18 protein-coding genes and 1 tRNA gene are annotated in these 26,785 nt (G+C 63.3%); 6 read left to right on the forward strand and 13 right to left on the reverse strand.

Annotation, left to right across the window (positions count from 1 at the left end; translation table 11 throughout):
• Positions 1 to 137: 137 nt before the first annotated feature.
• From UC34_RS16560 to UC34_RS16585, 6 genes are all read right to left on the reverse strand, one after another.
• Positions 138 to 1,322, reverse strand: a complete 1,185-nt coding sequence (locus UC34_RS16560; RefSeq protein ID WP_044456412.1) for an acyl-CoA dehydrogenase family protein — start codon at positions 1,320 to 1,322, stop codon at positions 138 to 140.
• 2 nt (positions 1,323 to 1,324) lie between these two features.
• Positions 1,325 to 2,188, reverse strand: a complete 864-nt coding sequence (locus UC34_RS16565) for an enoyl-CoA hydratase family protein (protein WP_044456413.1) — start codon at positions 2,186 to 2,188, stop codon at positions 1,325 to 1,327.
• Between the two features lie 205 nt (positions 2,189 to 2,393).
• Positions 2,394 to 3,233, reverse strand: coding sequence for an SDR family NAD(P)-dependent oxidoreductase (locus UC34_RS16570; RefSeq protein ID WP_084070739.1), 840 nt, complete (start codon positions 3,231 to 3,233; stop codon positions 2,394 to 2,396).
• Positions 3,234 to 3,242: 9 nt separating this feature from the next.
• Positions 3,243 to 5,585 (reverse strand): bifunctional salicylyl-CoA 5-hydroxylase/oxidoreductase, encoded by a 2,343-nt coding sequence (locus UC34_RS16575; protein ID WP_044456414.1) that lies wholly within the window; start codon positions 5,583 to 5,585, stop codon positions 3,243 to 3,245.
• 204 nt (positions 5,586 to 5,789) lie between these two features.
• Complete coding sequence (locus tag UC34_RS16580) at positions 5,790 to 7,157, reverse strand: MFS transporter (protein ID WP_044456415.1); 1,368 nt, start codon at positions 7,155 to 7,157, stop codon at positions 5,790 to 5,792.
• The gene (locus UC34_RS16585; RefSeq protein ID WP_044458295.1) at positions 7,154 to 8,551 is read right to left on the reverse strand and encodes a M20 family metallopeptidase; all 1,398 of its coding nucleotides are present in this window, start codon (positions 8,549 to 8,551) and stop codon (positions 7,154 to 7,156) included. Before UC34_RS16585 ends, UC34_RS16580 begins: the two co-directional genes overlap by 4 nt.
• A gap of 319 nt (positions 8,552 to 8,870) precedes the next feature.
• Between UC34_RS16585 and UC34_RS16590 the strand changes: the two genes are divergently transcribed.
• Positions 8,871 to 9,788, forward strand: coding sequence for a LysR family transcriptional regulator (locus tag UC34_RS16590; RefSeq protein ID WP_044456416.1), 918 nt, complete (start codon positions 8,871 to 8,873; stop codon positions 9,786 to 9,788).
• A gap of 38 nt (positions 9,789 to 9,826) precedes the next feature.
• Here the strand turns inward: UC34_RS16590 and mdtD are convergent, their stop codons facing one another.
• The 4 genes from mdtD to gloB form a co-directional block, all read right to left on the reverse strand.
• On the reverse strand, positions 9,827 to 11,281 hold the full coding sequence (gene mdtD / locus UC34_RS16595) for a multidrug transporter subunit MdtD (protein ID WP_072617499.1): 1,455 nt from the start codon (positions 11,279 to 11,281) through the stop codon (positions 9,827 to 9,829).
• A 201-nt stretch (positions 11,282 to 11,482) separates the two neighbouring features.
• A complete protein-coding gene (locus UC34_RS16600; RefSeq protein ID WP_044456417.1) occupies positions 11,483 to 13,384 on the reverse strand; it encodes a propionate--CoA ligase in 1,902 nt (633 codons plus the stop codon).
• 458 nt (positions 13,385 to 13,842) lie between these two features.
• Positions 13,843 to 15,522: a transglycosylase SLT domain-containing protein gene (locus UC34_RS16605; protein WP_044456418.1), complete on the reverse strand. Its 1,680-nt coding sequence runs from the start codon at positions 15,520 to 15,522 to the stop codon at positions 13,843 to 13,845.
• A gap of 382 nt (positions 15,523 to 15,904) precedes the next feature.
• Complete coding sequence (gene gloB, locus UC34_RS16610; protein ID WP_084070741.1) at positions 15,905 to 16,750, reverse strand: hydroxyacylglutathione hydrolase; 846 nt, start codon at positions 16,748 to 16,750, stop codon at positions 15,905 to 15,907.
• 14 nt (positions 16,751 to 16,764) lie between these two features.
• Between gloB and UC34_RS16615 the strand changes: the two genes are divergently transcribed.
• From UC34_RS16615 to UC34_RS16630, 4 genes are all read left to right on the forward strand, one after another.
• Positions 16,765 to 17,631, forward strand: coding sequence for a methyltransferase domain-containing protein (locus tag UC34_RS16615; RefSeq protein WP_044456419.1), 867 nt, complete (start codon positions 16,765 to 16,767; stop codon positions 17,629 to 17,631).
• A gap of 11 nt (positions 17,632 to 17,642) precedes the next feature.
• A complete protein-coding gene (gene rnhA, locus UC34_RS16620; RefSeq protein ID WP_044456421.1) occupies positions 17,643 to 18,089 on the forward strand; it encodes a ribonuclease HI in 447 nt (148 codons plus the stop codon).
• Between the two features lie 172 nt (positions 18,090 to 18,261).
• On the forward strand, positions 18,262 to 18,999 hold the full coding sequence (gene dnaQ / locus UC34_RS16625) for a DNA polymerase III subunit epsilon (RefSeq protein ID WP_044456423.1): 738 nt from the start codon (positions 18,262 to 18,264) through the stop codon (positions 18,997 to 18,999).
• A 266-nt stretch (positions 19,000 to 19,265) separates the two neighbouring features.
• Positions 19,266 to 19,340: transfer RNA gene (locus UC34_RS16630), tRNA-Val, on the forward strand.
• Positions 19,341 to 19,434: 94 nt separating this feature from the next.
• Here the strand turns inward: UC34_RS16630 and UC34_RS16635 are convergent.
• Both UC34_RS16635 and UC34_RS16640 read right to left on the reverse strand, forming a co-directional pair.
• Positions 19,435 to 20,577: a hypothetical protein gene (locus tag UC34_RS16635; protein ID WP_157123218.1), complete on the reverse strand. Its 1,143-nt coding sequence runs from the start codon at positions 20,575 to 20,577 to the stop codon at positions 19,435 to 19,437.
• 196 nt (positions 20,578 to 20,773) lie between these two features.
• Positions 20,774 to 22,147 carry a surface lipoprotein assembly modifier gene (locus UC34_RS16640; protein WP_044456425.1) on the reverse strand — a complete coding sequence of 458 codons (1,374 nt, stop codon included), beginning with the start codon at positions 22,145 to 22,147 and terminating at the stop codon, positions 20,774 to 20,776.
• A 631-nt stretch (positions 22,148 to 22,778) separates the two neighbouring features.
• Between UC34_RS16640 and UC34_RS16645 the strand changes: the two genes are divergently transcribed.
• Complete coding sequence (locus UC34_RS16645; protein WP_044456426.1) at positions 22,779 to 25,019, forward strand: NADP-dependent isocitrate dehydrogenase; 2,241 nt, start codon at positions 22,779 to 22,781, stop codon at positions 25,017 to 25,019.
• Positions 25,020 to 25,229: 210 nt separating this feature from the next.
• Here the strand turns inward: UC34_RS16645 and UC34_RS16650 are convergent, their stop codons facing one another.
• The gene (locus UC34_RS16650; protein ID WP_052811100.1) at positions 25,230 to 26,540 is read right to left on the reverse strand and encodes an MFS transporter; all 1,311 of its coding nucleotides are present in this window, start codon (positions 26,538 to 26,540) and stop codon (positions 25,230 to 25,232) included.
• Between the last annotated feature and the right edge of the window lie 245 nt (positions 26,541 to 26,785).

Below are 26,785 nucleotides of genomic sequence, written 5' to 3' on the forward strand. Positions count from 1 at the left end.
GCCGCACGCAGTCCTAGTGCTTCCAAGTGTTATTGCAAGACGCCATGCCATCCCTGTCTCCGTGGGTTGCCACTGCGCACATCACAAACCCATCCAACATGTCCAACATGCCCCGCACGTCGAACGCCAGGCCCGGATCAACCGTCCTTGAGCAGTTCGCGCGCGATGATCAGTTTTTGTACTTCCGTTGCCCCTTCGTAAATACGCAGCGAACGGATCTCGCGATACAGGCGCTCCACCACCGCGCCCGACACCACACCCGCACCGCCGAACATCTGCAACGCGCGGTCGATCACCTGCTGCGCCGATTCCGTCGAATACATCTTGGCCATCGCCGCTTCACGCGTCGTGCGCTGGCCCAGCACGTCTCGCTGCCAAGCGGCGCGATAGGTGAGCAATGCGGCGGCGTCCACCGAGGTCGCCATGTCGCCCAGCGCGGCCTGCGTGAGCTGGAAGTCCGCCAGCGTCTGCCCGAACATCTCGCGCGACTTCGCGCGCGCCAGCCCTTCGTCCAGCGCACGCCGCGCAAAACCCAGCGCCGCTGCGGCCACCGACGCGCGGAAAATATCCAGCGTCATCATCGCCACCTTGAACCCCTGCCCCGCTTCGCCCAGACGTTGCGACGCCGGCACGCGGCAGTTGTCGAACTTCAGGCGCGCCAGCGGATGGGGCGCGCTCACGTCGATGCGCTCGGCAATCGTCAGCCCCGGCGTGTCGGCGTCCACCACGAACGCGCTGATCCCGCGTGCGCCCGGCGCTTCTCCCGTGCGCACGAACACGCAATAGAAGTCGGCAATGCCGCCGTTCGAAATCCAAGTCTTCTCGCCGTTCAGCACATACTGGTCGCCGTCGAGCGTGGCCGTACACGCCATCGCCGCAACATCGGACCCGGCGTTCGGCTCCGAGAGTGCGAACGCGGCGATCGCCTCGCCCGACGCCACACGTGGCAAATAACGCTGCTTGAGCGCGTCGCTGCCCGCGAGCGTGATCGCACCGCTGCCCAGTCCCTGCATCGCAAAGGCGAAATCAGCGAGGCCGTCGTGGCGGGCCAGCGTCTCGCGCAGCACGCACAGCGCGCGCGAATCGAGCTTGTCCAGCGCGCCCCCGTGGCTTTGCGGCACGCAGTACTTCAACCAGCCTGCACGGCCAAGCTGACGCACCAGCGACACGCACGTCGCGTCCGTATCGGCGTGATGGTCGACGCTCAACCCGCGCGTGCACCAGTCGTCCAGGTCCGCGCCCAGACGCCGATGTGCCGCGTCGAAAAACGGCCACGCGAGAAAGTCGGCGTTCCGGGCGTTGTGAGGGGTGAGGTCGCTCATCGTCAGTCGCCCTTGAAAACCGGCTTTTGCTTCGCCACGAACGCGTCGTAGGCACGACGAAAGTCTTTCGTCTGCATGCAGATCGCCTGGGCTTCGGCTTCGGCCTCGATGGCCTCGTCAACGCCCATGTTCCATTCCTGATGCAGCAACTTTTTCGTCACGCCGTGTGCAAAGGTCGGGCCGCATGCGATCTGATCGGCCAGCGTCTGCGCTGCCGAGAGCACGGCACCGCCGTCGTGCAGCGCATTGAAAAAGCCCCATTGCAGACCTTCATCCGCCGTCATCACGCGTCCGGTGTAGAGCAGTTCCGAGGCGCGCCCCTGTCCGATCATGCGCGGCAGCAACGTGCAGGCGCCCATGTCGGCACCGGCGAGACCGACGCGCACGAACAGGAACGCCGTCTTCGTCTGCGGCGTGCCCAGACGCATGTCCGAGGCCAGCGCCACCATGGCGCCCGCCCCGGCGCAAATGCCGTCGATGGCGCTGATGACAGGCTGCGGACAGGCGCGCATCGCCTTGACCAGGTCGCCCGTCATGCGGGTGAAGTCCAGCAGTTCCGGCATGCTCATCTGCGTGAGCGGGCCGATGATTTCGTGGACGTCGCCGCCCGAGCAGAAATTGCCGCCGGCGCCCGTCACCACGACCGTTTTGATGTCCGTTGCGTAGACCAGCCCGCGAAACAGGTCGCGCAGTTCGGCATAGGAGTCGAACGTCAACGGATTCTTCTTGTCGGGACGGTTCAGCGTAATCGTGCCGATGCTCGGACGCCCTTGCGCATCGTTCGACACCGACCACAGAAAGTGTTTGGCTTCATAGTTCGCGAACGGGCGCTTGTGATGCGCCATGGTCAGTTTCACGTCACTCATTGGCCGATCTCCTTTGTTATCGCGTTGTCATCGCTTTGATATCGCTTTGATATCGCTTTGACATCGCCCGGCATCCTCATTTCGGCATCGTGTGCCGATGACGCCCGGCGGTCGTGCTGGCTGGAATGATGTCGTGCGGCATCGCACCGCCTCGACATCCCGAAATACTGTGTCCTCTGTCTTGCTGCCCGGCGTCTTCCGTGGATTACCCGACGGTCACTTCCCCGCCTGCCACGGCGATCGACTGGCCCGTGACGGCACCGGCGCCCGGCTGGCACAACCACAGCACCGCGTCGGCGACCTCCTGCGGCTGCACGAGACGGCCTTGCGGATTGCGTTTGGCCAGCTCGGCACGCGCTTCGTCTTCGCTACGCCCCGTCTTGGCCACGATGTTCGCCACCGCATCGCGCACGATGTCCGTTTCCGTATAGCCCGGGCACACGGCATTGACCGTCACCCCTTTCTTCGCCACTTCGAGCGCCAGCGCGCGCGTGAGGCCCACGACGCCGTGCTTGGCCGCGCAATACGCCGTGACATACGGATAGCCGATCAGTCCCGCAGTACTCGCCACGTTCACGATACGGCCCCACCCGGCACCGAGCATGGCGGGCAACGCCGCCGCGATGCAGTGATAGGTGCCCGTGAGGTTGACGTCGATCATCTGTTGCCAGAGCTGTGCGTGCGTCTTGCCGAACGGTGCGCTCACCGCTTGCCCGGCGTTGTTCACCAGCACCTGCACCGGGCCGAAACGCTGTGCCGCGCGTGCGAATGCCGCTTCTACGGCACTCGCGTCGGCAATGTCAGCCGCCACCCAAGCCACCTCGCCGAGCGCCGCCAGTGCCTGCACGCCCTCAGCCAGTCGGGCTTCGCTGCGCCCGAGCAGCGTCACGCGCGCGCCCTGGGCGAGCAGCGCCGCCGCCACCGCTTCGCCGATACCGCGCGCACCGCCGGTGACCAGCGCGTGCACACCGTTGATCGATGCAGGCGCCCCACCGGTGGCCGCTGCCGTGGGAACTGAGGTCGTCGAGGATTCCGTAGCCGTCATGAACTGTCCTTATTTACCGATCTGTTGCGCGTAGGCGGCAGCACGCTCCAGATTGGTCTCGTACTGACGTTTGCCGGCATAGTACTGCGCCGGCCACGGCAGGTCCTTGTAGCCGATCTTCGCCGCTTCGTGCAGCGTCCAGAACGGGTCGGCCAGATGCGGACGCGCGAGTGCGCAAAGGTCGGCACGCCCGGACGCGATGATGCTGTTCACGTGGTCCGCCTCGAAGATCGCGCCGACGGCCATCGTCGCCACGCCGGCGTCGTTACGCACGCGATCGGCGAACGGCGTCTGGAACATGCGGCCATAGACCGGCTTTTCTTCCTTGCTGACCTGCCCCGACGAGCAGTCGATGAGGTCCGCACCGGCGTTCTTGAAGGCGCGGGCGATGGCGACGGCGTCGTCGGGCGTGATCCCCCCCTCGACCCAGTCGTGCGCCGAAATACGCACCGACATCGGTCGGGCGGCAGGCCACACGTCGCGCACCGCGGCGAACACTTCGAGCGGATAACGCAACCGGTTCTCCAGCGAGCCGCCGTATTCGTCCTGGCGATGGTTCGTGAGCGGCGAGATGAAGCTCGAGAGCAGGTAGCCGTGCGCGCAGTGCAGTTCGAGCCAGTCGAAACCGGCCTCGGCGGCGCGGCGCGCCGCTTGCACGAAGTCGTCCCTGACGCGATCCATGTCGGCGCGGGTCATTTCACGCGGCGTTTGCGACACCCCTTCGATGTACGGCAGCGGCGAGGCCGAAATCAGCGGCCAGTTGCCGTCGTCGAGCGGTTGATCGATGCCGTTCCAGGCAAGGCGCGTGGACCCCTTGCGACCGGCGTGACCGATCTGCATGGCGATCTTGGCGTCGCTGCCCGAATGGATGAAGTCGACGATGCGCTTCCACGCGTCGCGCTGCGCATCGTTCCACAAACCGGGACAGCCCGGCGTGATGCGTGCGTCGGGCGACACGCAGGTCATCTCCGCGACGATCATGCCGGCGCCGCCGAGCGCGCGGCTGCCGAGGTGAACGAGGTGAAAGTCGCCGGGCACGCCGTCGACGGCGGAGTACATGGCCATCGGCGACATCACGATACGATTCTTGAGCGTGAGTTCGCGCGCGCGAAACGGCGTGAACATTGGCGGAATGGCGTGCTGCCCTGCCGCGCGCGCAACGCCTGCCTGTTCGGCGAGCCAGTCCTCGTATCCCTCGACGTAGCCCGCGTCACGCACGCGCAGGTTCTCGTGCGAGATACGCTGCGAGCGCGTGAGCAGCGAGTAAGCAAACTGCTCCGGCGCGAAGCGGGCATACCGGTCGACGGTCTCGAACCATTCCGTCGAGTTACGTGCGGCGTTCTGGATCTTGAGCACTTCGATGCTGCGCGCGGCTTCGTAATCGGCCAGCACTCCCGGCAAGGCGTCGACCCCTTGCGTGCCAAGGCCGTCGGCAAGGGCAATGGCGTCTTCGAGCGCGAGCTTGGTGCCCGAGCCGATGGAGAAGTGCGCAGTGTGCGCAGCGTCGCCCATGAGCACGACAGGCACGCGCTTGCCGTCCACGTCATGCCAATGAACCCAATGCTCGCAAATCACACGCGGGAACTGAATCCAGATGGCCGAGCCACGCAAATGTTTGGCGTTGCTCATCAGCGGATTGCCGCCGAGATACTTGGCGAAGAGGTTTTCGCAGAACTTGACGCCCTCTTCCTGGCTCATCTGGTCGATGCCATGCGCACGCCAGACCGACTCGGGAGTTTCCACGATGAACGTCGACGTGTCGGCATCGAACTGGTAGGCGTGCGCCTGGAACCAGCCATGCTCCGTCTTCTCGAAAGCGAACGTGAAGGCGTCGAAGCGCTGGTGCGTGCCGAGCCAGACGAAGCGGTTCTGACGCGTGTCGATGTCGGGTCGGAAGGTCTCGGCATAGCGGGTGCGGATACGGCTGTTGAGGCCGTCCGAGGCGATCACCAGATCGGCCTGATAGCGGCGGACGATGTCCTGATCGTCGCTCACGTCGGTCTCGAAGACGAGTTCGACGCCGAGCGCTTCGCAACGCGCTTGCAGAATATTGAGGAGCTTCTTGCGGCCGATGCCGATGAAGCCGTGCCCGCCCGAAGTGACCGTGCGGCCTTCGAAGTGGATGTCGATGTCGTCCCAGTGGTTGAAGGCGGCGTTGATCTGCGCGGCGCTCGTCGGGTCGGCCTCCTGGAGGTTGTCCATGGTGGCGTCGGAGAACACCACGCCCCAGCCGAAGGTGTCGTAAGGCCGGTTGCGCTCCACGACCACCACGCGATGGGACGGCTCGCGCAGCTTCGTCAACAGCCCGAAATACAGGCCCGCGGGACCGCCACCGATACAGACGATATTCATCTCCAGCCTCCGGATTCACTGGATCGCCACAGCGCGCAGCAGGCTCGCCATCGGTCGATCTTTGTTAAATCGTAAATAGTTTATGCCTAAAATACTAGCGAAAAAAATTGCCGACGGCAAGGTCGGCGGCGAGACGAAATTGGGAGGGAAAGTACTTAGACGAGAGAGGCGCGGGAGGGTGGACCCTCCCACGCCCGCTTTGGGTCAGCGCGCGCCCATCCTCACGCGCGCAATCAACAGTGTCGTCAGACTGATCACCGCACCCACCATCAGATACAACCCCGGCGCCAGCTTGTTTCCCGTGGCCGCGATCAGCCATGCCACGGCCAACGGAGTGAATCCGCCGAAGATCGTCGTGCCCAGGTTGTAGCCGACCGCCATGCCGGTCGCCCGCGTTCGGGTCGGAAACAGCGATGACATCAGCGCCGGAATCGGTGCGAAATAGACCGCCTTCAACGTGCCGACCCACAACATCACGATCATCATCGTCGCGAGCGATGCATGCGCGTTCATGAAGGCGAATGCCGGGTACACCGTACACAGGAACAACACCCCGGCGGCGAGCATGATACGAATGCGGCCGACCTTGTCCGACCAGTGCCCGACGAACGGCGTGAGCGTCATGATCACGAATCCCGTCACCAGCGTGGCGATGAAACCCTGCGCCGGCGGCAGACCAAGCTGCTTCGTGGCATACGTCGGCATATACAGAATCATGTAGTTCGCCGTGGTCGTGAGAATGAGCGCACCGATGCAGACGAGCAGACGCGCCTTTTGCGTCGCGAGCACTTCCCATACCGGCGACTTGGCGACCTCGGCGTCCTCCCCCGCCGCGCTCGCGTCTGCGGCCTGCCGACGGGCGACGTCCCTGGCGAACGCCGGTGTCTCGTCGACATACTTGCGGATATACAAACCGATCGGCCCGACCAGCATGCCGAACAGGAACGGAATGCGCCAGCCCCACGACTCCAGTTGAGGCTGCGTCAGCGCGCCCGTGAGCACCGCCCCGAACGCCGACGCCAGCAGCGTGCTCGCCCCCTGACTTGCGAACTGCCAGCTCGACATGAAGCCCGGCCGATGCGGCACGTGCTCGACCAGAAACGCCGTCGAACTTCCAAACTCGCCGCCCGCGGAAAACCCCTGCATCAGGCGCGACGCGAAGATGCCGATCGGCGCCCAGACACCAATTGCGGCGTACGTCGGCATGAACGCAATCAGCCCCGTGCCGACCGTCATCATGGCAATCGACAGCATCAACGACGCGCGGCGGCCCCGGCGATCGGCATACGCGCCGAGCACGAACGCCCCCAGAGGGCGGGCCAGGTACGACAGTGCGAACGTGCCCAGCGCCATGAGCAACGACACCGTCTCGTCGTGCGCCGGGAAAAACAGCTTCGAGATCGTCACGGCGAAGTAGCCGTACACGATCAGGTCGTACCACTCCAGCGCGTTGCCGATGGAGGTCGCGACGATCAGCTTGTAGACCGGGACCTCCGCGCGGGCGCCGGCCTTGGCATCGCCGGAGGCATCGTGGACGTGATCCGCCCCGGAGGCGGCGGCAGAACTGTTCATCGCGGCTTCCCCTCTTTCAGATTCACTTCGCCAAGATCCCAGAACAGCCCGGCCATGATCTGCAGCGCCTCACGCGCGACAGAGCCGAGCAGGTGCTCGTCGGGCGCATGCTGGGAACAGGCGGGATAGGAGTGCGGCACCCACAACGTGGGCAGTCCCAGCACGTCGGCGAAGACATCGTTGGGCAACGTGCCGCCGAGGTTCGGCAGCAATACCGGGGGCTTGCCGGTGGTCTCGCGCATCGACGCCAGCGCCCACAGCACCCACGGGTCTTCCGGATCCAGACGCGTCGCCATGACCCCACGCTCCACCTCGACCTCCACCATCGGAAAACCGTGGGCGTCGAGGTGCGCGCGGACAATGTCGCCCAGACGCTCCCAATCCGTTCCGACAACGAAGCGAATCTGCATGTGCGCGTACGCATACGGCGGAATGGCGTTGACCGGTTTCTCCGGATTGCCGGTCTTGAACGCGAGCACTTCGATGTTGTTCCAGCCGATGACGCGCTCGGTCGGCGTCAGCCCCGGTTCGCCGTAGTCGACGTCGACCGCCGGGTCGTTGGGACCGCCGCCGACTTCCAGCCCGGTCAGCGCCCGACGCACCGACGCGGGCAACTCGGGCGGACGTAACCCTTCGACGAGGATCTTGCCGTTGCCATCGACCATCGACGCAATCGCGTTGGCCAACACGACGCCCGGATTGCGCAGCAAGCCGCCCCAGTTCCCCGAATGATGACCGCCCTCGCGCAGATTCAGACTGAGCTTGAAGTTCACGAGTCCGCGCGAGCCGAGGAAAACCGTCGGTCGCGCCGCCGACAGGCGCGGGCCGTCCGACGCAATCAGCACGTCGGCACGCAGTTCGTCTCGCAGTTGCTCGCAAATCGCGTGCAGTCCGGGGGACCCCATCTCCTCGCCCATCTCCACGATCATCTTCACGTTGTAGCCGAGCTTGCCGCCACGCGCGGCCAGCACCTGCGCGAGCGCCGACAGATTGATCGTGTGCTGGCCCTTGTTGTCCGCGGTGCCGCGTCCGTACCAGCGATCGCCTTCGACAACGATCTCCCACGGCTTCAGCCCGTCGCGCCACTGCGCGTCGTAGCCACGCACCACGTCGCCATGCCCATAGGTCAGCACCGTCGGCAAATCGTCGCCTTCGCGACGCTCGGCAATGAGGAACGGGCCGCCTCCCGCCACCGGATTCGGCACGATGCGCGACGTGAAACCGAGCGCCGCGAGTGCTGGCGTCATTTCGTCGGATAGGTACGCGTGGAGCACGTCGCCGCTGTCGGGCTCCTGACTCTCGGTCTTGTAAGCGACGCGGCGGTTGAGAGTGTCGAGAAAGGCGCCCGAATCGTATTGGGCGGTGGCTTGGGAAATCGCTGCGCTACGGGTCACTGCATGTCTCCAGATGGCGTTGTGGACACGGTTGCCGGTCTCGCACATCGCTGCGACGCGTGTCGGCGGCACGCTGCGGCACAACCGTTCAGGCCATTCTAGGAGCGGGTATTTTTGACAACAATGATAATATTTCGAAGGTTTCGTTGCCGTTTCGGCAAAGCAAAAAAACCGGCATAACGGCGCATTTGGAGCATTTGCAGCATTTCGGACGCGTTCGACGCCGCTCGCACTCACGTGGCTGACGCGGCGGACGTGTCTGCTGCGGCTGATTCAACGGGCACCCCTTCCGCCCTTCCCGACTTCTCAGGTGCTTTCCATGCAGACTCATGCACTGCGCTATTTTCTCGAAGTTGCCCGCACCGGTTCGCTCAGTCGCGCTTCGGAGCGCCTGCATGTGGCGGTATCCGCACTGAGCCGACAAATCGCGAAGCTCGAAGAGGATCTCGGCACGCCGCTGTTCGAACGGCGCCCGCGTGGCATGGTCCTGAGCGAGGCTGGCGTGTTGCTTGCCGATCATGCGCGTCGGGTCCTGCTCGATGCCGAGCGCATCACGTCGGAAATTCGGGGACTGACCGAAGTGGGCCGCGCGACGATTCGCGTGGCGAGTGCGGAAGGGGTGGCGCGCGACTTCCTGCCCCAGGTCTTCGCGCGCTTTCGGGAAACCTATCCGGGCGCGCATTTCCTGCTGGACGTCGTCTCCCCATTTGTCGCAACGGAGCGTGTGCGCGACGGCGACGCGGATATCGCCGTGTGCTTCAGCGTCGCGCCCGAGAAAGGCGTGCAGGTGGTCCACACCCAACCCGCGCCCATTTATGCGTTGATGGCAAAAAAACACCCGCTTGCCAAACGACGCAACGTCGCCCTGGCCGACTTGCTCCCGTACCCGATCGCCCTGTCGAACGCCGGCGTCACGATCCGTCAGATGTTCGATCTGTGCTGCTCGCTCGAAGGCCTGCTGTTCGAGCCGGTGTTCATCAGCAACTATCACGCCGCACTACACAGCTTCGTGCGCTCGGGCAATGCCGTCACGCTCACCGGCCTGCTCACCGTACGCAGCCGCCTCGCACCGGAAGGCCTCGTGGCGATCCCGATCCGCAATCCGGCATTGCATCAACGGTCGCTGCAAGTGCAAACCATGGCCGCACGCACGCTGCCCGCGCCCGTCGAGGCGTTTCTCGGCCTGCTCATCGATGCCATTCGCGCGCCGGAAATTCTCGACAAGCCCTTCTCATGACACCGCAGGCCGTTGCCGGACGACGTTGACGACGCGCGCTAGTTCGCCGGCGGCGGTGGCGTCGCGGCGGCCGCTTTCGCCTGGGCATCGCCGTCGTCGGAGGCCATCTGCTCGCGGTCGGTCAGTTGCGCGAATATCCACGACGAGCAACAGGTAATCAGCCCCACGCACGCGAACGTCGCACGGAATGCCGGCAACGCCCCCACACCGGCGCTCTCGCCGAACGTGCCGGTGAAGGTCACCAGCAACGCGCCGCCGACCGTCAGACCGAAGCTCATGGCCAGCATTTGCACCAGCGAGAACAGACTGTTGCCGCCGCTCGCCTCGTCCGGATTCAGATCCTTGAGCGTGAGCGTGTTCATGGCCGTGAACTGAATCGAATTGATGCCCCCGAGAATGCCGAGCTGGATGATGAGCAGCGGGACGGGGTAATTCGGCGTGACCACCGCAAAGCTCGCCATCACGCACCCCGCCAGAATCGTGTTCCAGACCAGCACGGGCCGATAGCCGTAGCGAATCACGAGATGCGTCGCCAGGCTTTTCGCGAAGATGCCGGTGATGGTGATCGGCAGCATCAGCAACCCGGCCTCGAATGCGGAATAGCCGAGACTGACCTGCAACAGCAGCGGCACGAGATACGGCACCGCCGCGATACCGATACGCGCGAACAGATTGCCGAGCAAGCCGACACTGAACGTGTGCACCTTGAACATTGCCAGCGAGAACAACGGTTGCGGCGTGCGATTCGCATAGAGGCCGTACGCGACGAAACCGGCGAACCCCAGCACCAGCAGCACGAGCATCAGCGCATGCGCCCCGGCCATGTCGGCATGACGATCGAGCGCCAGCGACGTGGCGACCATGCCCACGCACAGCAGCAGATACCCTTTGATGTCGAACGCCGTTTGATGCGGCGCCCGGGCGTTAGTGAGAAAGAAGTGCGCCGCAACGCAACCCGCAATGCCCACCGGCACATTGATCAGGAACACCCAGTGCCACGACGCAACTTTCACGAGCCAGCCGCCGAGCGTCGGCCCGATCAACGGACCGATCATGCCCGGCACCGCCACGAATGCCAGCGCCTGCAAATACTGTTCGCGCGGGAAGGTGCGCAACACGGCCAGACGTCCGACCGGCAACAGCATGGCGCCCCCGATGCCCTGGATCACGCGCCACGCGACGAGGGCATCGAGCGTGCTGGAATAGGCGCACATGGCCGAGCCGAGCGAGAAGATCGTGAGGGCGCTGGAGAACACCACACGGGTGCCAAGCCGGTCCGCCAGCCATCCCGACAGGGGAATGGTCACCGCCATCGTCAGCGCGTAGGCGATGACCACGGCCTGCATGTGCAGCGGCGATTGACCAAGATCGCGCGCCATGGCGGGCAGCGCCGTGTTGACGATGGTCGAGTCCAGCGTCTGCATGAAGAAGCCGACGGAGACCACGAAGAGCATTGCCTTGCGCCGCCACGCGGCCGAATCGGAAGATGTCATGTCGATGAGCGATGAACGGGCATGAGCACGTACGCATCATACCGGCGTTGCGTCGACGCTTGTCGGAATGCGACATCGGCTGTCGATATCGAAACCTGTTCGGGTGCCTAATGCACTGCGGCGCAATCCGAAAATCGGATGCGCCGCAGGGTTGCTTCATTGCGCCTTATTGGGTTTTGTCGCGCCTTGCCGAGCAAGCCCCTACTTTCCCTTCACCGCATCGCGCACCTGCTCGAGCGCCGCCGGGTCTTCGAGCGTTATCAGATCGCCCGTCTCGCGTCCCTCGCAGATCGCCTGAATCGCGCGCCGCAACAGCTTGCCGGAACGCGTCTTGGGCAGCATCGAGACGAAAAACACGCGCGCCGGACGCGCCACCGCCCCCAATTGCTTGTCCACCGTCTTCATCACATCGCCCTCGAGCGCGAGACGCGCATCGGACGTCTGCACGTCGTCGGGGCGTCGGAGCACCGCGAAGGCCATGGCGACCTGCCCCTTCAAGGCGTCTTGCACCCCGATGACCGCGACTTCGGCCACCGCCGGATGGCTCGCAATGCTCTCCTCGATTTCGCGCGAACCGAGCCGGTGCCCGGCCACGTTGATCACGTCGTCAGTACGGCCGAGAATGAAGTAGTAACCGCCCTCGTCGCGCACGCCCCAGTCGAAACTGGAATACAGCATGCGCCCGGGCACCGTCTGCCAGTAAGTTTTGACGAAGCGGTCGTCGTCGCCCCAAAGCGTGCTCAGGCAGCCCGGCGGCATCGGGCCTTCGATCGCCAGCACGCCTTTTTCATTCGGCCCGCAGTCCTCGCCGGTCGCCTCGTTGACGAGTTTCACGTCGTAGCCATACACCGGCTTGCCCGGGGACCCGAGCTTGCCGGGCAGCACCTCGACACCACGCGCCATACCGAGAATCGGCCAGCCCGTCTCCGTCTGCCAATAGTTGTCGACGACCGGCTTGCCCACGCCTTCGGTGAGCCATCGCGCGGTCGGTTCGTCCAGCGGCTCGCCCGCCAGAAAAATGAGACGCAGCGACGACAGGTCGTACTGCGTCAGGTAGGCGGGATCCTGCTTCTTGAGCACGCGAATCGCCGTGGGCGCAGTGAAGAGCTGGGTCACCTTGTACTTTTCGACGATGCGCCACCAGATACCGCCATCCGGGCGAATCGGGGTGCCTTCGTACATGACGGTCGCAATTCCGGCGAGCAGTGGCGCGTACACGATGTAGCTATGGCCGACCACCCAGCCGATGTCCGACGCACAGAACATCGTGTCGCCCGGTTTCGCGCAGAAGATATGCTGCATCGACGAGGCCAGCGCGACCGCGTAGCCGCCGGTGTCGCGTTGCACGCCTTTGGGCTTGCCGGTGGTCCCGGAGGTGTAGAGCACGTACGACGGATCGCTCGATTCCATCCATTCGCAGGGAATGAACGCGTCGAGATGCTGCTCGCGCAGCGGCGCGTAATCGACGTCGCGGCCCGCCACGCGCGCCATCGGCGCGAGTCCGCGGTCGATCAGCAACACGCTCGACGGCTTGTGCTGCGCCAGCGCAACGCCTTCATCGAGCAACGGCTTGTACGGCACAACCTTGCCGTTGCGTGAGCCGGCGTCGGCGGAGACGATGACCTTGGGTTGCGCGTCGTCGATACGCGCGGCCAGATTCACGGACGCGAAGCCTCCGAACACCACCGAGTGAATCGCGCCGAGCCGCGTGCAAGCGAGCATCGCGAACAATGCCTCCGGCACCATCGGCATGTAGATCAGCACGCGCTCACCGCGCGCGACGCCCAGCGATTGCAGCGACGCGGCCATGCGATTGACCTCCGCCGCGAGCTCGTCGTAGGTGAAGACACGCTCCTGCTCGGTTTCCGTGGACACCCAGACGAGTGCGTTTTGTGTGCCGCGCGACGGCAAATGCCGGTCGATCGCGTTATGACAGAGGTTGGTCCGTCCGCCGACGAACCAGCGCGCAAAGGGCGGATTGTCGTAGTCGAGCACCCGGTCGAACGGGGTCTCCCAGTCGATCAGTCTGGCCTGCTCCTCCCAGAAGGCCGCACGCGAGTCCGGTGCAATCGAACGGGCATGAAACGACGCATATGAAGTCATGGTGTCTCCTTCCATTTATTTTGCAACCAGTGTGCGCGTTGACGCTTACGGAAGGCTTACCGGAGGCAGCGCGCGATCCCGGGAATTCTAGGGGATTACGCGGAGATAGCAGGAAGATTGAGCGAGATCAAAAATCGTATGGGCGGCAGACGTATGTCAGGCGAGATCAAGAGGATGCAGAACACCAGTGGGGACCGGATTTGGGCTGGGGCTACCCGGTCGCATCTTACCGGGTGCTAATGTCCACTTCTTTGTCTTCTTTATTTAGCACTCCTTTTTATATAAGCGCAAACTTTCGGATCTTCATCCCGGTAAGCGAAGCCCCCTAAACCGGGAGGAATTTTCCGGCGTATGTCGCACGCCCATACTCCCCGCACACATCTGGCGCATAAAGCAAAACGCCCGTGAGGAATAACCTCACGGGCGTTTTGCAGACTGTGCGACTGCGCGGCCTCGGCTTAGCGCTGAGCGGTCTTGGTGACCTTCGTCGCCGGCTTTGCGGCGGCCTTGGCAACCGGTTTGGCAGACGCCTTGGCCGGCGTCTTCGACGCTACCTTCGCGGCCGGTGCGGTCTTGGTCGACTTCGCCGAGGTGGTCGGGCTGGCCGCCGGACGGTGGTCGACCACGCGGATCATCTTGCCGTTCTTGCCCTTCACCAAACGAGTGCGCGGTGCATCGTCGTCGTTTTTCGCGGCGACCGGTTCCGGCGCCGATGCGGCGAGCACGCGGGACGCGTCCTTGACCGGCACGTGCAGCACCAGCAGTTGACCTGAGGTGAGCGTATCGCGACGCAGACGGTTCCAACTCTTGATCTGCGCCACGCTCACGCCGCTGCGCGCGGCAACACCGGCGAGCGTGTCGTGCTTGCGAGCACGCACCATTACCTTGCGCGTATCCGGCAAATCGGGTTCGAGCGCCAGCACGGCGCTGGTGGCCACCGACGCGCTGATATCCTGATCGATGTCGTCCGAGCGCGGCACCAGCAGCGTGGAGCCAGCCTTCAGGCGCATGCGCGGGGCAATGTTGTTGACCGAGCGGATGACGGCGGCGTCGACGCCGAGCTTGCGCGCCACGTCTTCGGGACGCTCACGCGAGGCCGACGTATAAGTCGTCCAGCTCGACAGCGGCTTGTCGTAGCTCTTCAGACGGCGCTGGAAAACTTCGGCACTGTCGAAGGGCAGCAGAATCTGCGTTTGCGCAGCGCCCAGAATCACGGGCTTGCGGAACGACGGGTTGAGTGCACGGAATTCGTCGAGCGGCAGATCGGCCAGCTTGGCGGCCAGCGCCACGTCGATGTCGCGCTTGGTGGTCACGCTGACGAAGTACGGGTGGTTCGGGATCTCCGGCAGCTTCACGCTGTAGATATCCGGGTGCGCGATGATGTTCTTGATGGCCTGGAGCTTCGGCACGTAGTAACGCGTCTCCGTCGGCATGCGCAGGCTCAGGTAGTCGGTCGGCAGACCCTGTGCCTGATTGCGGTCGATGGCCCGCTGCACGTTGCCCTCGCCCCAGTTATAGGCAGCGAGCGCCAGGTGCCAGTCGCCGAACATGGCGTACAGCTTCGAGAGGTAATCGAGCGCGGCGGTCGTCGAGGCGAGCACGTCGCGGCGCTCGTCCTGGAACATGTTCTGCTTGAGGTTATACGTCTTGCCCGTGCTCGGAATGAACTGCCACATGCCGGCCGCCTTGGCCGTCGAAAGCGCTTGCGGGTTGTAGGCGCTTTCCACAAACGGCAGCAACGCGAGCTCCGTCGGCATATGGCGACGCTCGAGTTCTTCGACGATATGGAACAGGTATTTCTCCGAGCGCTGAATCATGCGCTCGACGTACTCCGGACGCTGCGCGTACCACTGCGTGCGGTCCTGCGCGAGGTCGGTGTCGAGATTGGGGATGGAGAAACCGTGGCGAATACGCGACCAGAGATCGGCATCGTCGCTGCCGTACGCCAGATCGTTGATCGAGTCGTTGTCGAGGTCGATGGGCTGGTCGCTGGAGACGCGCTGCTTGCCTTTTGCGGTCGAAGCGACGGGCGACTTGCTCTGCGCCGTGGGTGAGGAATTCGATGCACCTGTAGTCGGCGCTGTGCTGGCACACGCTGCCAGGAGCAGCGTCAGGAGCAAGCTAACGATAAGTCGCATTGATCGGGCTCGATTTGGGTTACATCTTCATGAAATTGGCAAGGATGGTAAGGAAACCCTTCAGATGCGTCAACCATTCTGCCTAATTTTTTTGCAAATTTTACGCAAAAAGGCCCCAAAAATAAGGGTTATCCCTGAAGACAATTTGACGAAATGTGGCCGAACCGACACGCGTTTTCGCGAGGCTTTGTCACGCAACCTCCGTATACGATGTCATCGACACGACAGGCAATCTTCACACCGGGGATGATTCGTCGGGCAGGAGCAGGTGACACGGAACCTGTCAATATCCGCTTTGTGACAGAACGCGTCGCGCGTCGTGCTGTTGACAGTTTGCGTCGGCAACATTACATGCTTGCGCCCGGGGACGGACCGACACCGTCTAGCGGAAGGTATCCTTCCAACCGCGCACGGCGGCGAAAACGGCTTCGCGGGAGAGTCCGGTCTGGCCGACGTGCTGCTCAGCGGCCGCAATGATCGCAGGCGCATCGCTGCGCAGGAAGGGGTTGGTCACACGCTCCTGTGCGAGTGTCGTCGGCAGCGTGGGGCGACCCGCGGCGCGCAGTGCCGTCGCCTCCTGGTGCCACGCGTTGAGTGCCGCGTTCTCCGGATCCACGGCAAGCGCAAACCGGATATTCGACAGCGTGTATTCGTGTGCGCAGTGCACGAGCGTGGCGGGCGGCAATGCGGCGAGCGCGTCCAGCGAGGCGAGCATTTGCGCCGGGGTGCCTTCGAACAGACGGCCGCACCCGCACGAGAACAGCGTATCGCCGCAGAACAGACGCGGCGCACCGGCCGCCCCTGCCCCAAGAAAGTAAGCAATGTGACCGGACGTATGGCCGGGAACATCGATCACCTCCAGCGTCATGGCAGGCGCCTCGATGTGCACCGTCTCCCCACCGTGATGTGGATGATCGACGCAGGCAATCGCTTCTTGCGCAGGGCCATGCACCGGCACGTCGAAACGCGCCAGCAATGTGTCGACGCCGCCAATGTGATCGGCATGCTTGTGCGTGATGAGAATGGCGCGCAGCGTGAGACCACGCGAGTCGAGATAGGCGAGCACAGGGGCGGCGTCGCCCGGGTCGACCACAACGGCGTCTTTGCCGTCATCGATCACCCAGAGATAATTGTCCTGGAACGCGGGGACGGGAAAAACGGTCAGTGTTCCGGCCGACGACTTGCTGACTTCACTCACCGTACTCACCGCATCTGCGTGCGCATCCATATATACTCGCCACCATGTCAGAACGTCCGATTATAGACTGGCCCGTCTGGCTCGTCTCACCGCCAGGCCGCTACGCGCTCGCATGGGAACAGGCCCTTTTCGACCAATGGGTCGGGGATCTGTTCGGCTATCACGCGCTGCAACTGGGGCGTCCCGAGCTCGATACGCTGCGCGAAAACCGCATGCCCTACCGCGGCCTCATTCTTCCTGCCGCGCGGGGCCCGCAAGCGCCCCCTCTCATGACGAAGGCCGCCAGCGACACGACCGCCGTCGGGACGTCCTGCGATTCCGGGGCCGGGGTCGCCGACATGGTTGCGCGCGACATTCTCGTGAGCCGTTTCGACGAGTTGCCCATCGCGACCGCCAGCACGGATCTCGTGGTGCTACCGCACGTGCTGGAGTTCGCCGAGAATCCGCACGACATTCTGCGTGAAGTCGAGCGCATTCTGGTGCCGGAGGGGCAGGTCATCATCACCGGGTTCAACAACCTGAGCCTTTGGGGCGCGCGCGAGGAGTTGGGGCGACTGGCGGGCACGCCGTTCCTGCCACCGGGCGCCGACCTGATCGCGTTCACGCGCTTGAAGGACTGGCTCAAGCTGCTGTCGTTCGACATCGACCGTGGCCGCTTCGGCTGTTATCGTCCGCCCTTGCGAGGCGAGCACTGGCTACAGCGCTTCGAATTCATGGAACCTGCCGGCGACCGGTGGTGGCCAATCTTCGGGGCGCTTTACGCCGTGCGCGCCGTCAAGCGCGTCAAGGGCATGCGCTTGGTCGGCAAAGTTCGCAAGCGTATACTCGGCCTCCAGCCGGCGGCGGCCCCGGTCGCGACACCCAACACGACCCACCGCCAGATGGCAGAAGCGACCGACGCGTCCGATTGAACGTTTGAGAGATGACCTTGCCGCAAGTTGAGATTTATACCGACGGTGCCTGCAAAGGCAATCCTGGCCCCGGCGGCTGGGGCGCCCTGCTCGTCGCGGGCAAACACCGCAAGGAAATGTTTGGCGGCGAAGCGAATACCACGAATAACCGCATGGAGTTGCTGGCTGTCATTCGCGCGCTCGAAGCGCTGAACAAGCCGTGCCATGTCGTGCTGCATACCGATTCGCAATATGTCCAGAAGGGCATCAGCGAGTGGATACACGGATGGAAAGCGCGGGGCTGGAAGACCGCGGCCAAAGAGCCGGTAAAGAACGCCGACCTCTGGCAGACGCTTGACGCCGTCTCGCAAAAGCATGACATCGACTGGCGTTGGGTGAAGGGCCACGCGGGCCACGACGGCAATGAAGCGGCCGACCAGTTGGCCAATCGCGGCGTGGAGAGTCTGCGCCGCGGCTAATGCAAAGCGACGGGGATGCGACGAACGACGACGCGACAACGACGCGATAACGACGCGGTTACGGCAAGATGACGACGCGCCCTCCCCGTCTCCAGCACTACCTGCGCGCTGCGCCAGGCCATTCGGCCGACAGCGTGCCAATTTCGAAAGTCCATCAACCTGATCGAACCTCATGCGACAACTGATCCTCGATACCGAAACTACAGGCCTGAATGCCAGGACGGGCGACCGTCTGCTGGAAATCGGCTGTGTCGAACTGGTCAATCGCCGCCTGACCGGCAACAACCTGCACTTCTATATCAACCCCGAGCGCGACAGCGATCCGGGCGCATTGGCGGTGCACGGGCTGACGACCGAATTCCTTTCCGACAAGCCCAAGTTCGCCGAGATTGCCGAGCAGTTGCGCGAGTACTGTCGCGGCGCCGAAATCATCATTCACAACGCGGCGTTCGACCTTGGCTTCCTTGACATGGAGTACAGCCGCCTGGGGTGGCCCCCTTTCATGGAGCATTGCGCCGGACTGATCGATACCCTGTTGCGCGCGCGTGAGATGTTCCCCGGCCGACGCAATTCGCTCGATGCGCTGTGCGAACGACTCGGCGTGAACAATGCGCACCGTACGTTGCACGGCGCCCTGCTTGACGCGGAACTGCTCGCGGATGTCTATCTCGCGATGACGCGCGGTCAGGAAAGCCTCGTCATCGATGAAGGTGAAAGCGATCAGGGGAACGACGGCGTGACGCGCGAGAAGATTTCGCTGCGCCAGTTCGAGTTGCCGGTAATCCTTGCCGCCGCGGAAGAAATCGAGCTGCATGACGGCGTACTCAACGGTATCGACAAAGGCATCAAGGGCACCTGCGTGTGGCGCAAGGAACCGGAACCGTCCGAAGGTGAAGTCGCCGCTGCGTGAATCTTGGGACGAAGGGGAACGGCTTGCGAAATTTTCGCGCGAGGCCCTTCCCAAATGAAGAAAACGTCCCTATAATCGCTGTCTTTGCTGCTTGCGAGTCATCGCAAGAAACGGCGTGAAGTGATCGAGAGATATCGTCACGACGGCAGCAAAATAGATCAAAAAGAAAGTTGCAGACTTCTGCGAAAACAGTTAAAGTTCTGCTCCTGATTGCGAAAGAAGAACTTCAGCAATCGACACTAAATCATTGATTTAGTTAATGATTTGGGTGGTTAGCTCAGCGGTAGAGCACTGCCTTCACACGGCAGGGGTCACAGGTTCAATCCCTGTACCACCCACCAGATTCGAAGGGCCGACGATGCGTCGGCCCTTTTTGCATTTGGCGTCCGAATTGGCGATGGGGCACATCCGACGCGCCCCATCCTCTCCCATTCCTCAGCGCTTGAATCCTGCCGCGCCGATCACCCTCACGTCCGAACCGCTCAGCGAATAGACGATCCCTGCATTGTTCGCCGCCGCGCCGGTCAGCACGCCCTGCGTCGAGAACGTGCACGCACCGCCCGAACATGTGCCGCCCGTGACGTTCTGCGTCATGGTGCTGAACGTCGCACGTGCGCCATCCGGCCCCACCGTCGTCGACCCGGCGCCGGTCACATACGTTCGTCCCGGCATCGCGATCGTCAGATTAGGCGTCACGTTGTACTGCGCATTCTGATAAGCGATACTCAGGGAACCCGACACCGTGCCCGTCGCGCCCGCGACCATATCGATGGCACTTGTCGCGCCAACGAGTGCGTAAGTCATCGTGCCTAACACCGGCAAGTTCGCATCCAATGTGGGTTTGCCCACGACGAATGGCATGCCCGCCAATCGCGTCGACAAGTCCATCGGCACGCCGTGATCTGTCACCGTGCCCGCCGTCCAGCGGCCCCAGCCGAGATCGTCCAGCTTGCCAGCGTCGGTAACCGTCACCGCGGAGTTCACCACGAATGGCATCGCCCCGTTCGCAAACTTCGTCAGCGCGCTCTGCGAATCGAACGTCGCCGTGCCCGCGCCAAGGCTCGCAAGTCCGTCCGAGCCCCAATTCATGAATGTGTAACCCGGTCCGCTTTGCAGCACGATGGGGGGCGGCAGCGTCGGCCCCGAGGGAAGTGACGGAACGATAGGCCCCGGGTCCCGCGCGCCGCCCGAGCCGCCCGAGCCGCCCGGCAATTGTGTTATCGGTGGCGCCACCAGGACCGGGGGCGGCGGGATGGTGTCGTTGTGCGCCGTCGGCGGCGAAAACGGCGACGGCGGCGGCGCGAACGCCAGCCCCGGATTCTGAGGCAAGATAATCGGCGGCGTCGTCGTTGGCGGAACGAAGCCGAACTGTCCGGCCGTAAAGCCGCGCGAGCCGGAGGAAGTCACGGCGATCGCACCCTCCAGCACAGAGACATAGAGCCCGGGCTGAACCCCCGGCGTTACGGGCCGCGCACCGTCACCGCCCCCCGCGCCGACGATCGGCGATGTCGGCCCAGCATAGCGGCTGGGATCGAACACGGTGGTTTGCGCGTTCACATGCGACACACATGCAATCATCGCCGTCGCCGCGATGACGCGAAGCGAATTCGCGAGTCGCGTCCAATCCCGATTGGCAACGGCAGCCGAGCGGACATCGCATTGCGTGCATGCCGTACGCGGCGCGAACCTTGTCATCGGTCGCGTGAACCCGATGTTCGACAGACAGCCATCGACCGACATCGCAGCCCGATGTCCACGCGGCGCACGACGTGTTTTAGCGGAAGTCATAGCGAGCGACGATTTCATAAACACTCCGGTGATAGTCGTACAACGTCAGACTGGAACGATTTCGCGTGAAGCTGTATTGCGGCGTGATCGAGAGAGCTTTCGTGACGAAGTAGGAGTAGCCCGCCCGCACATCGAGCTGGCGGTCACGCCGCTCCACCAGGAACATGCTGTCGAGCGTGTCGTAATCGCGCCGCTCGAAACTCACGCTCGCGAACAGCACCTGATTGGGCATGACGCGCCACTCGCCACCGGTGCGTCCGCCCCAGAGATCGTTGCCGAACGCCGCCGCATTGCCGTCCTTGGGACTTTCACGTCCGGCGTACATCGACGCAAAGACCACGGGTGCGCCATAAACCGTCGAGAAACCCTTGACCACCGAAGCCCCGCCGATCGCCCGGTTGACGTCGCGCACATTCGTGCCCATGTAGCGCAGCGGCGTGTATTGCCCGAACGCCGCTGCCTGAAGCCCATTGCCAAGATCCCTCGTCCATTGCGCCGAAAAACCGTTCAGATTGCGATAGCTCTCGGCGTCGAGCCACATGTGCTGATTGACGTACTGCACGCCGAAGTTGTTCGCGCCGGACAACCAGTTCGCGCCGAGCTGCAACGTATAGCTGCCCTGATCGAAAGCGCGAGCGTTGCCGCCATACCGACGAATGTCGACATCCGCGCCGCCCGAGACGACGAGATGGTCCGTCACCGCGTGACGCACGAGCACGCCACCGCTCACGTCCCCAAAGTTCGCCGGCGTGCCGCGCGCCGTGCCGTCGAGCACGAAGACGAGACCGCCCAGCGACGGAATGGCGATGGACGAATTGGTCGTGGCATTGTTGGCGTTCGTATCGCGTCCGAAATTGCCCTGGACATAACCCGTCACCGCCGTGCGTTCCCCGACCGGCACGTCGATGGCATTCAGATAGGCCTGAATCACCGGCCTGACACCCTCCGGTACATCGCCGGACGCCACGCTCTCGAATTCTCGTCGCGCGTCCTCCCGCTGGCCCAGCACGAAATAGACGCGAGCGAGTTCGAGTCGCGCAGGCCCGTCCCCGGGGCGCTGCGCCACAGTTCGCTTCAACGCACGCTCGGCAACGTCGAGGTGACGCGTGTCGGCCGCCGCAATGCCGAGCAGGTAGTCGTACTCCGCATCCCCGGCCAGGCGCCCTTCCAGCGGCGCCAGCACCGCGTACGCTTCGTCCGGCGATTTGGCCTGCATGAAGGCGCGGGCCTGCGTGATGGCAGGATCGCGGGTATTCGCGCCAGACGACGCCGGCGTGTCGGCAGCATGCGCGACCGACATCATGACAACGGAAACCGCCGCCGCGACGATTGCGCGTCGGCCACTCGATAGCACAGACATTCAGTGAATCCCCGGTACGACGAAGCCTCCGGCATTGCCGGTAGCTTCTTGCTGGCTTGTTATTTGTTTTGCTTATTGCAACCTTATTGCAACCGCATGGCCGAACCGCCGTCGCGCGTCTATCTCTTGTGCTTGCGACGCAATGGCGAACGTCCGGCGGCAGTCGGGGGGGGATGACTGCACCTGGGCATGAGATCGGCCGGGGCCGGTGCGTTGGGCGCCATTAGAGCGCAAGGCACAATCGCTGACAAGCGGGAAATCAGCCTGTTGGGTCGCGGATACAGGCGAGCGGCTTCCGACCAGCGTCAGGGACGCGCTGCGGAATTCATCGCCGGTTTTTCATAGATTTTTGCTATCAATAAAAACAAGCCATCACAAAAACCGACGGCAAAGGCCTTCCGGGCCGCTGCCTGCCACCCACGCCCGCCCCGGCCTGCGGGGTTTTCGACGGCGTTATGGGGACTTCCGTGGCAGTCTTATATAAGACCCAAGCATTCACATTACGAAAAGGCATTTCAGTTTTGCCCCCGACCCGTGTCACAATCGGAGAAATTCGTCATGGCTAGCGGACTGTCACCCCAGTCGGCGGCGTTCCCCCACCTTTTCCTGATTCTTGAATCCGAGACCAGCGATGAGTACGCAGCAACCCAGCATCATCTACACCCTGACCGACGAAGCCCCGCTTCTGGCCACCGGCTCTTTCCTTCCGATCATCCGCACCTTCACCGCTCCAGCGGGCGTGGCGATCGAGACGAGCGACATTTCGGTCTCGGGCCGTATCCTCGGCGAATTCCCCGAATTCCTGACCGAAGAGCAGCGCGTGCCGGATAACCTCGCCGAACTGGGCCGCCTCACGCAGGACCCCAACACGAACATCATCAAGCTGCCGAACATCAGCGCATCGGTGTTCCAGCTCCAGAGCGCCATCAAGGAACTTCAGTCGAAGGGCTACAAGGTCCCGGACTATCCGGAAGATCCGAAGACCGACGAAGAGAAAGCCATTCAGAAGCGCTATTCGAAGTGCCTCGGCTCGGCCGTCAACCCGGTCCTGCGCGAAGGCAACTCGGACCGCCGCGCACCGCTCGCCGTCAAGAACTACGCCAAGAAGCACCCGCACAGCATGGGCGAGTGGAGCATGGCTTCGCGCACGCACGTCGCGCACATGAAGCATGGCGACTTCTACCACGGTGAAAAGTCGATGACGATCGACAAGGCCCGCGACGTCCGCATGGAACTCGTCACCAACAGCGGCAAGACGATCGTGCTCAAGCCGAAGGTCTCGCTGCTCGACGGCGAAATCATCGACAGCATGTTCATGAGCAAGAAGGCGCTGTGCGAGTTCTACGAAGAACAGATGGAAGACGCACGCAAGACCGGCGTCATGTTCTCGCTGCACGTGAAGGCCACCATGATGAAGGTCTCGCACCCGATCGTGTTCGGCCACGCTGTGAAGATCTTCTACAAGGAAGCCTTCGAAAAGCACGGCAAGCTGTTCGACGAACTCGGTGTGAACGTCAATAACGGTCTCGTGAACCTGTACGAGAAGATCGAAGCGCTGCCGAGCACGCAGCGCGAAGAGATCATCCGCGATCTGCACGCCTGCCACGAGCACCGTCCGGAACTCGCGATGGTCGACTCGGCCAAGGGCATCTCGAACCTGCACGCGCCGAACGACGTGATCGTCGACGCCTCGATGCCGGCCATGATCCGTATCGGCGGCAAGATGTGGGGCGCCGACGGCCGTCCGAAGGACACGAAGGCCGTGATCCCGGAAAGCACGTTCGCTCGCATCTATCAGGAAATCATCAACTTCTGCAAGACGAACGGCGCATTCGACCCGACCACCATGGGTACGGTGCCGAACGTCGGCCTGATGGCGCAGAAGGCGGAAGAGTACGGCTCGCACGACAAGACGTTCGAGATTGCCGAAGACGGCGTGGCGAACATCGTCGACATCGCCACGGGTGAAGTGCTGCTCTCGCAGAACGTGGAAGCCGGCGACATCTGGCGTATGTGTCAGGTCAAGGACGCCCCGATCCGTGACTGGGTGAAGCTCGCCGTGAACCGCGTGCGCAACTCGGGCATGCCGGCCGTGTTCTGGCTCGACCCGTACCGTCCGCACGAAGCCGAACTGATCAAGAAGGTCGAAAAGTACCTGAAGGATTACGACACCACCGGTCTCGATATCCAGATCATGTCGCAAGTGCGCGCCATGCGTTACACGCTCGAGCGCGTGATCCGCGGCCTGGACACCATCTCGGTGACCGGCAACATTCTGCGCGACTACCTGACCGACCTGTTCCCGATCATGGAACTGGGCACCAGCGCCAAGATGCTCTCGATCGTGCCGCTCATGGCCGGTGGCGGCATGTACGAAACGGGCGCCGGCGGTTCGGCACCGAAGCATGTCAAGCAACTGGTGGAAGAGAACCACCTGCGCTGGGACTCGCTGGGTGAATTCCTGGCGCTGGCCGTGTCGCTGGAAGACCTCGGCATCAAGACGGGCAACGAACGCGCCAAGATCCTCGCCAAGACGCTCGACGCTGCCACGGGCAAGCTGCTCGACAACAACAAGGGTCCGTCGCCGAAGACCGGCGAGCTGGACAACCGTGGCAGCCAGTTCTACCTGGCGATGTACTGGGCGCAGGAACTTGCCGAGCAGAAGGACGACGCCGAACTGGCCAAGGTCTTCGCCCCGCTCGCCAAGCAACTGACCGAGAACGAGAAGACCATCGTGGGCGAACTCGCCGACGTGCAGGGCAAGCCGACCGACATCGGTGGCTACTACAAGCCGGACTTCGCGAAGCTCGAACAAGTCATGCGCCCGAGCAAGACGTTCAACGCTGCGCTGGCAAGCGTCGCCAAGGCGTAAGTCGCCAGCCGACAGTCGCTGCAGCACGACGGGTAAGACGGCGCTGTCGGCGCAAGTCCGCAAGGACTGCGCCGACGGTTGCCAATAAAAAAGCGGGTCCATTTGCGTGGACCCGCTTTTTTTGACTTCGCTTTACCGAAGTACCGCGTGCGGCGAAAGCCGCCGGGGGAAGTGCAGGCGACGCCGCCCTTCACCGCCCCTACGCAACGATCAGCGATTGACCTGTTCCTTCGACTGCGTCAGCGCCAGCACGGCGCCCAGTGCCAGCGCGGCCGACACGCAGTACATGCCTGCGTTCGTGCTTTGCGTCACGTCCTTGAGCCAGCCGATCACGAACGGGCTGACGAAGCCCGCCAGGTTACCGATCGAGTTGATCATGCCGATGGCCGCTGCAGCGGAACCGCCGACGAGCAGCGCGCTCGGGTACGTCCAGAACACCGGCATCGTCGCGAGCATGCCGGCCGTGCCGACCGACAGGGCCACCATGGCGAGCGGCACATTGTTGCCCCACACCGTGCTCAGGTAGAGACCGACAGCGCCGGCGAACGACACCACGGCAAAGTGCCAGCGACGCTCACGCGTGCGGTCCGAGCTGCGCGCCACACCGATCATGCTGACGACGGCGCACGCGTAAGGAATGGCGGTCAGCAGACCGACGTCGAGCGCGCTCTTCACGCCGCTGGCCTTGATGAGCGTCGGCAGGTAGAAGCCGATGCCGTAGAGACCCATCATGCAGCAGAAGTAGATCACGGCCATGAGCCACACGCGCCCGTTCGCGAACACCGACGCGACCGATTGCGGGGCCTTGCCCGCGCTGTCCTGCGCAATGTTGTGCTCAAGCACGGCTTTTTCGTCTTCCGTGAGCCACTTCGCCGCACGAATGCCGTTGGGCAGGTACATCAGCGTGATCACACCGAGGATGACCGACGGAATGGCTTCGATGAAGAACAGCCATTGCCATGCCTTCCAGCCGCCCACACCATTGAACGCTTGCAAAATCCAGCCCGAGAGCGGACCGCCGAACACGCCAGCGACCGGAATGCCGATCATGAACAGCGCGTTCATGCGGCCACGGCGCTGCGCCGGGAACCAGTAGGTGAGATACAGCACGATGCCGGGGAAGAAGCCCGCTTCGGCCACACCGAGGAAGAAGCGCACGACGTAGAACTGCGTGGGCGTCGTCACGAACAGCGTCGCTGCCGAAAGGACGGCCCACGAGATCATGATGCGCGCGATCCAGCGGCGCGCACCGACCTTGTGCATGATGATGTTGCTCGGCACTTCGAAGAAGAAGTAGCCGATGAAGAAAATGCCGGCGCCCAGACCGTAGACGGTCTCGCTGAACTGGAGGTCGTTCAGCATTTGCAGCTTGGCGAAGCCGACATTCACGCGGTCCAGGTAGGCCGCGACATAACACAGGAAAAGGAACGGCAACAAACGCCAGGTCGCTTTTGCGTAGGCTTTCGCCTCGATCTCGCGCGTTTGCGCGTTGGCTTTGACACCGCTAGCGATAGTACTCATGGTCTCCACTTCGAACCTCGGCTGCCCAGCAGCCTGAATTGACTGCAACGCTGCACCCGGACCACTCGCACCGATCACGCTGCCTTACCTACTCGACCGCTCTGAAGACCTCACGATTCCCGTCGTACGAGAATCGATTTCGCGGGGCCCGGGGGCATTGTCTCCGGACGTCGCGACCGGCCCATCAGCCGTTTGCGACGTTTCTCACCCTGCCATCCCCTTCTGTGATTGGGAGGCCGAGCCGG

The sequence above is a fragment of the Pandoraea vervacti genome (assembly GCF_000934605.2).
GTDB lineage: Bacteria > Pseudomonadota > Gammaproteobacteria > Burkholderiales > Burkholderiaceae > Pandoraea > Pandoraea vervacti.

Excerpts from the sequence above, each read along its gene's own strand:
- UC34_RS16565 (WP_044456413.1), bottom strand. The coding sequence starts at position 2,188 with ATGAGTGACGTGAAACTGACCATGGCGCATCACAAGCGCCCGTTCGCG.
- dnaQ (WP_044456423.1), top strand. The coding sequence starts at position 18,262 with ATGCGACAACTGATCCTCGATACCGAAACTACAGGCCTGAATGCCAGG.
- UC34_RS16650 (WP_052811100.1), bottom strand. The coding sequence starts at position 26,540 with ATGAGTACTATCGCTAGCGGTGTCAAAGCCAACGCGCAAACGCGCGAG.
- UC34_RS16575 (WP_044456414.1), bottom strand. The coding sequence starts at position 5,585 with ATGAATATCGTCTGTATCGGTGGCGGTCCCGCGGGCCTGTATTTCGGG.
- gloB (WP_084070741.1), bottom strand. The coding sequence starts at position 16,750 with ATGGATGCGCACGCAGATGCGGTGAGTACGGTGAGTGAAGTCAGCAAG.
- UC34_RS16645 (WP_044456426.1), top strand. The coding sequence starts at position 22,779 with ATGAGTACGCAGCAACCCAGCATCATCTACACCCTGACCGACGAAGCC.
- UC34_RS16570 (WP_084070739.1), bottom strand. The coding sequence starts at position 3,233 with ATGACGGCTACGGAATCCTCGACGACCTCAGTTCCCACGGCAGCGGCC.
- UC34_RS16590 (WP_044456416.1), top strand. The coding sequence starts at position 8,871 with ATGCAGACTCATGCACTGCGCTATTTTCTCGAAGTTGCCCGCACCGGT.
- UC34_RS16580 (WP_044456415.1), bottom strand. The coding sequence starts at position 7,157 with ATGAACAGTTCTGCCGCCGCCTCCGGGGCGGATCACGTCCACGATGCC.
- UC34_RS16560 (WP_044456412.1), bottom strand. The coding sequence starts at position 1,322 with ATGAGCGACCTCACCCCTCACAACGCCCGGAACGCCGACTTTCTCGCG.
- UC34_RS16600 (WP_044456417.1), bottom strand. The coding sequence starts at position 13,384 with ATGACTTCATATGCGTCGTTTCATGCCCGTTCGATTGCACCGGACTCG.
- UC34_RS16640 (WP_044456425.1), bottom strand. The coding sequence starts at position 22,147 with ATGTCTGTGCTATCGAGTGGCCGACGCGCAATCGTCGCGGCGGCGGTT.
- rnhA (WP_044456421.1), top strand. The coding sequence starts at position 17,643 with ATGACCTTGCCGCAAGTTGAGATTTATACCGACGGTGCCTGCAAAGGC.
- mdtD (WP_072617499.1), bottom strand. The coding sequence starts at position 11,281 with ATGACATCTTCCGATTCGGCCGCGTGGCGGCGCAAGGCAATGCTCTTC.
- UC34_RS16615 (WP_044456419.1), top strand. The coding sequence starts at position 16,765 with ATGTCAGAACGTCCGATTATAGACTGGCCCGTCTGGCTCGTCTCACCG.
- UC34_RS16605 (WP_044456418.1), bottom strand. The coding sequence starts at position 15,522 with ATGCGACTTATCGTTAGCTTGCTCCTGACGCTGCTCCTGGCAGCGTGT.
- UC34_RS16635 (WP_157123218.1), bottom strand. The coding sequence starts at position 20,577 with ATGATTGCATGTGTGTCGCATGTGAACGCGCAAACCACCGTGTTCGAT.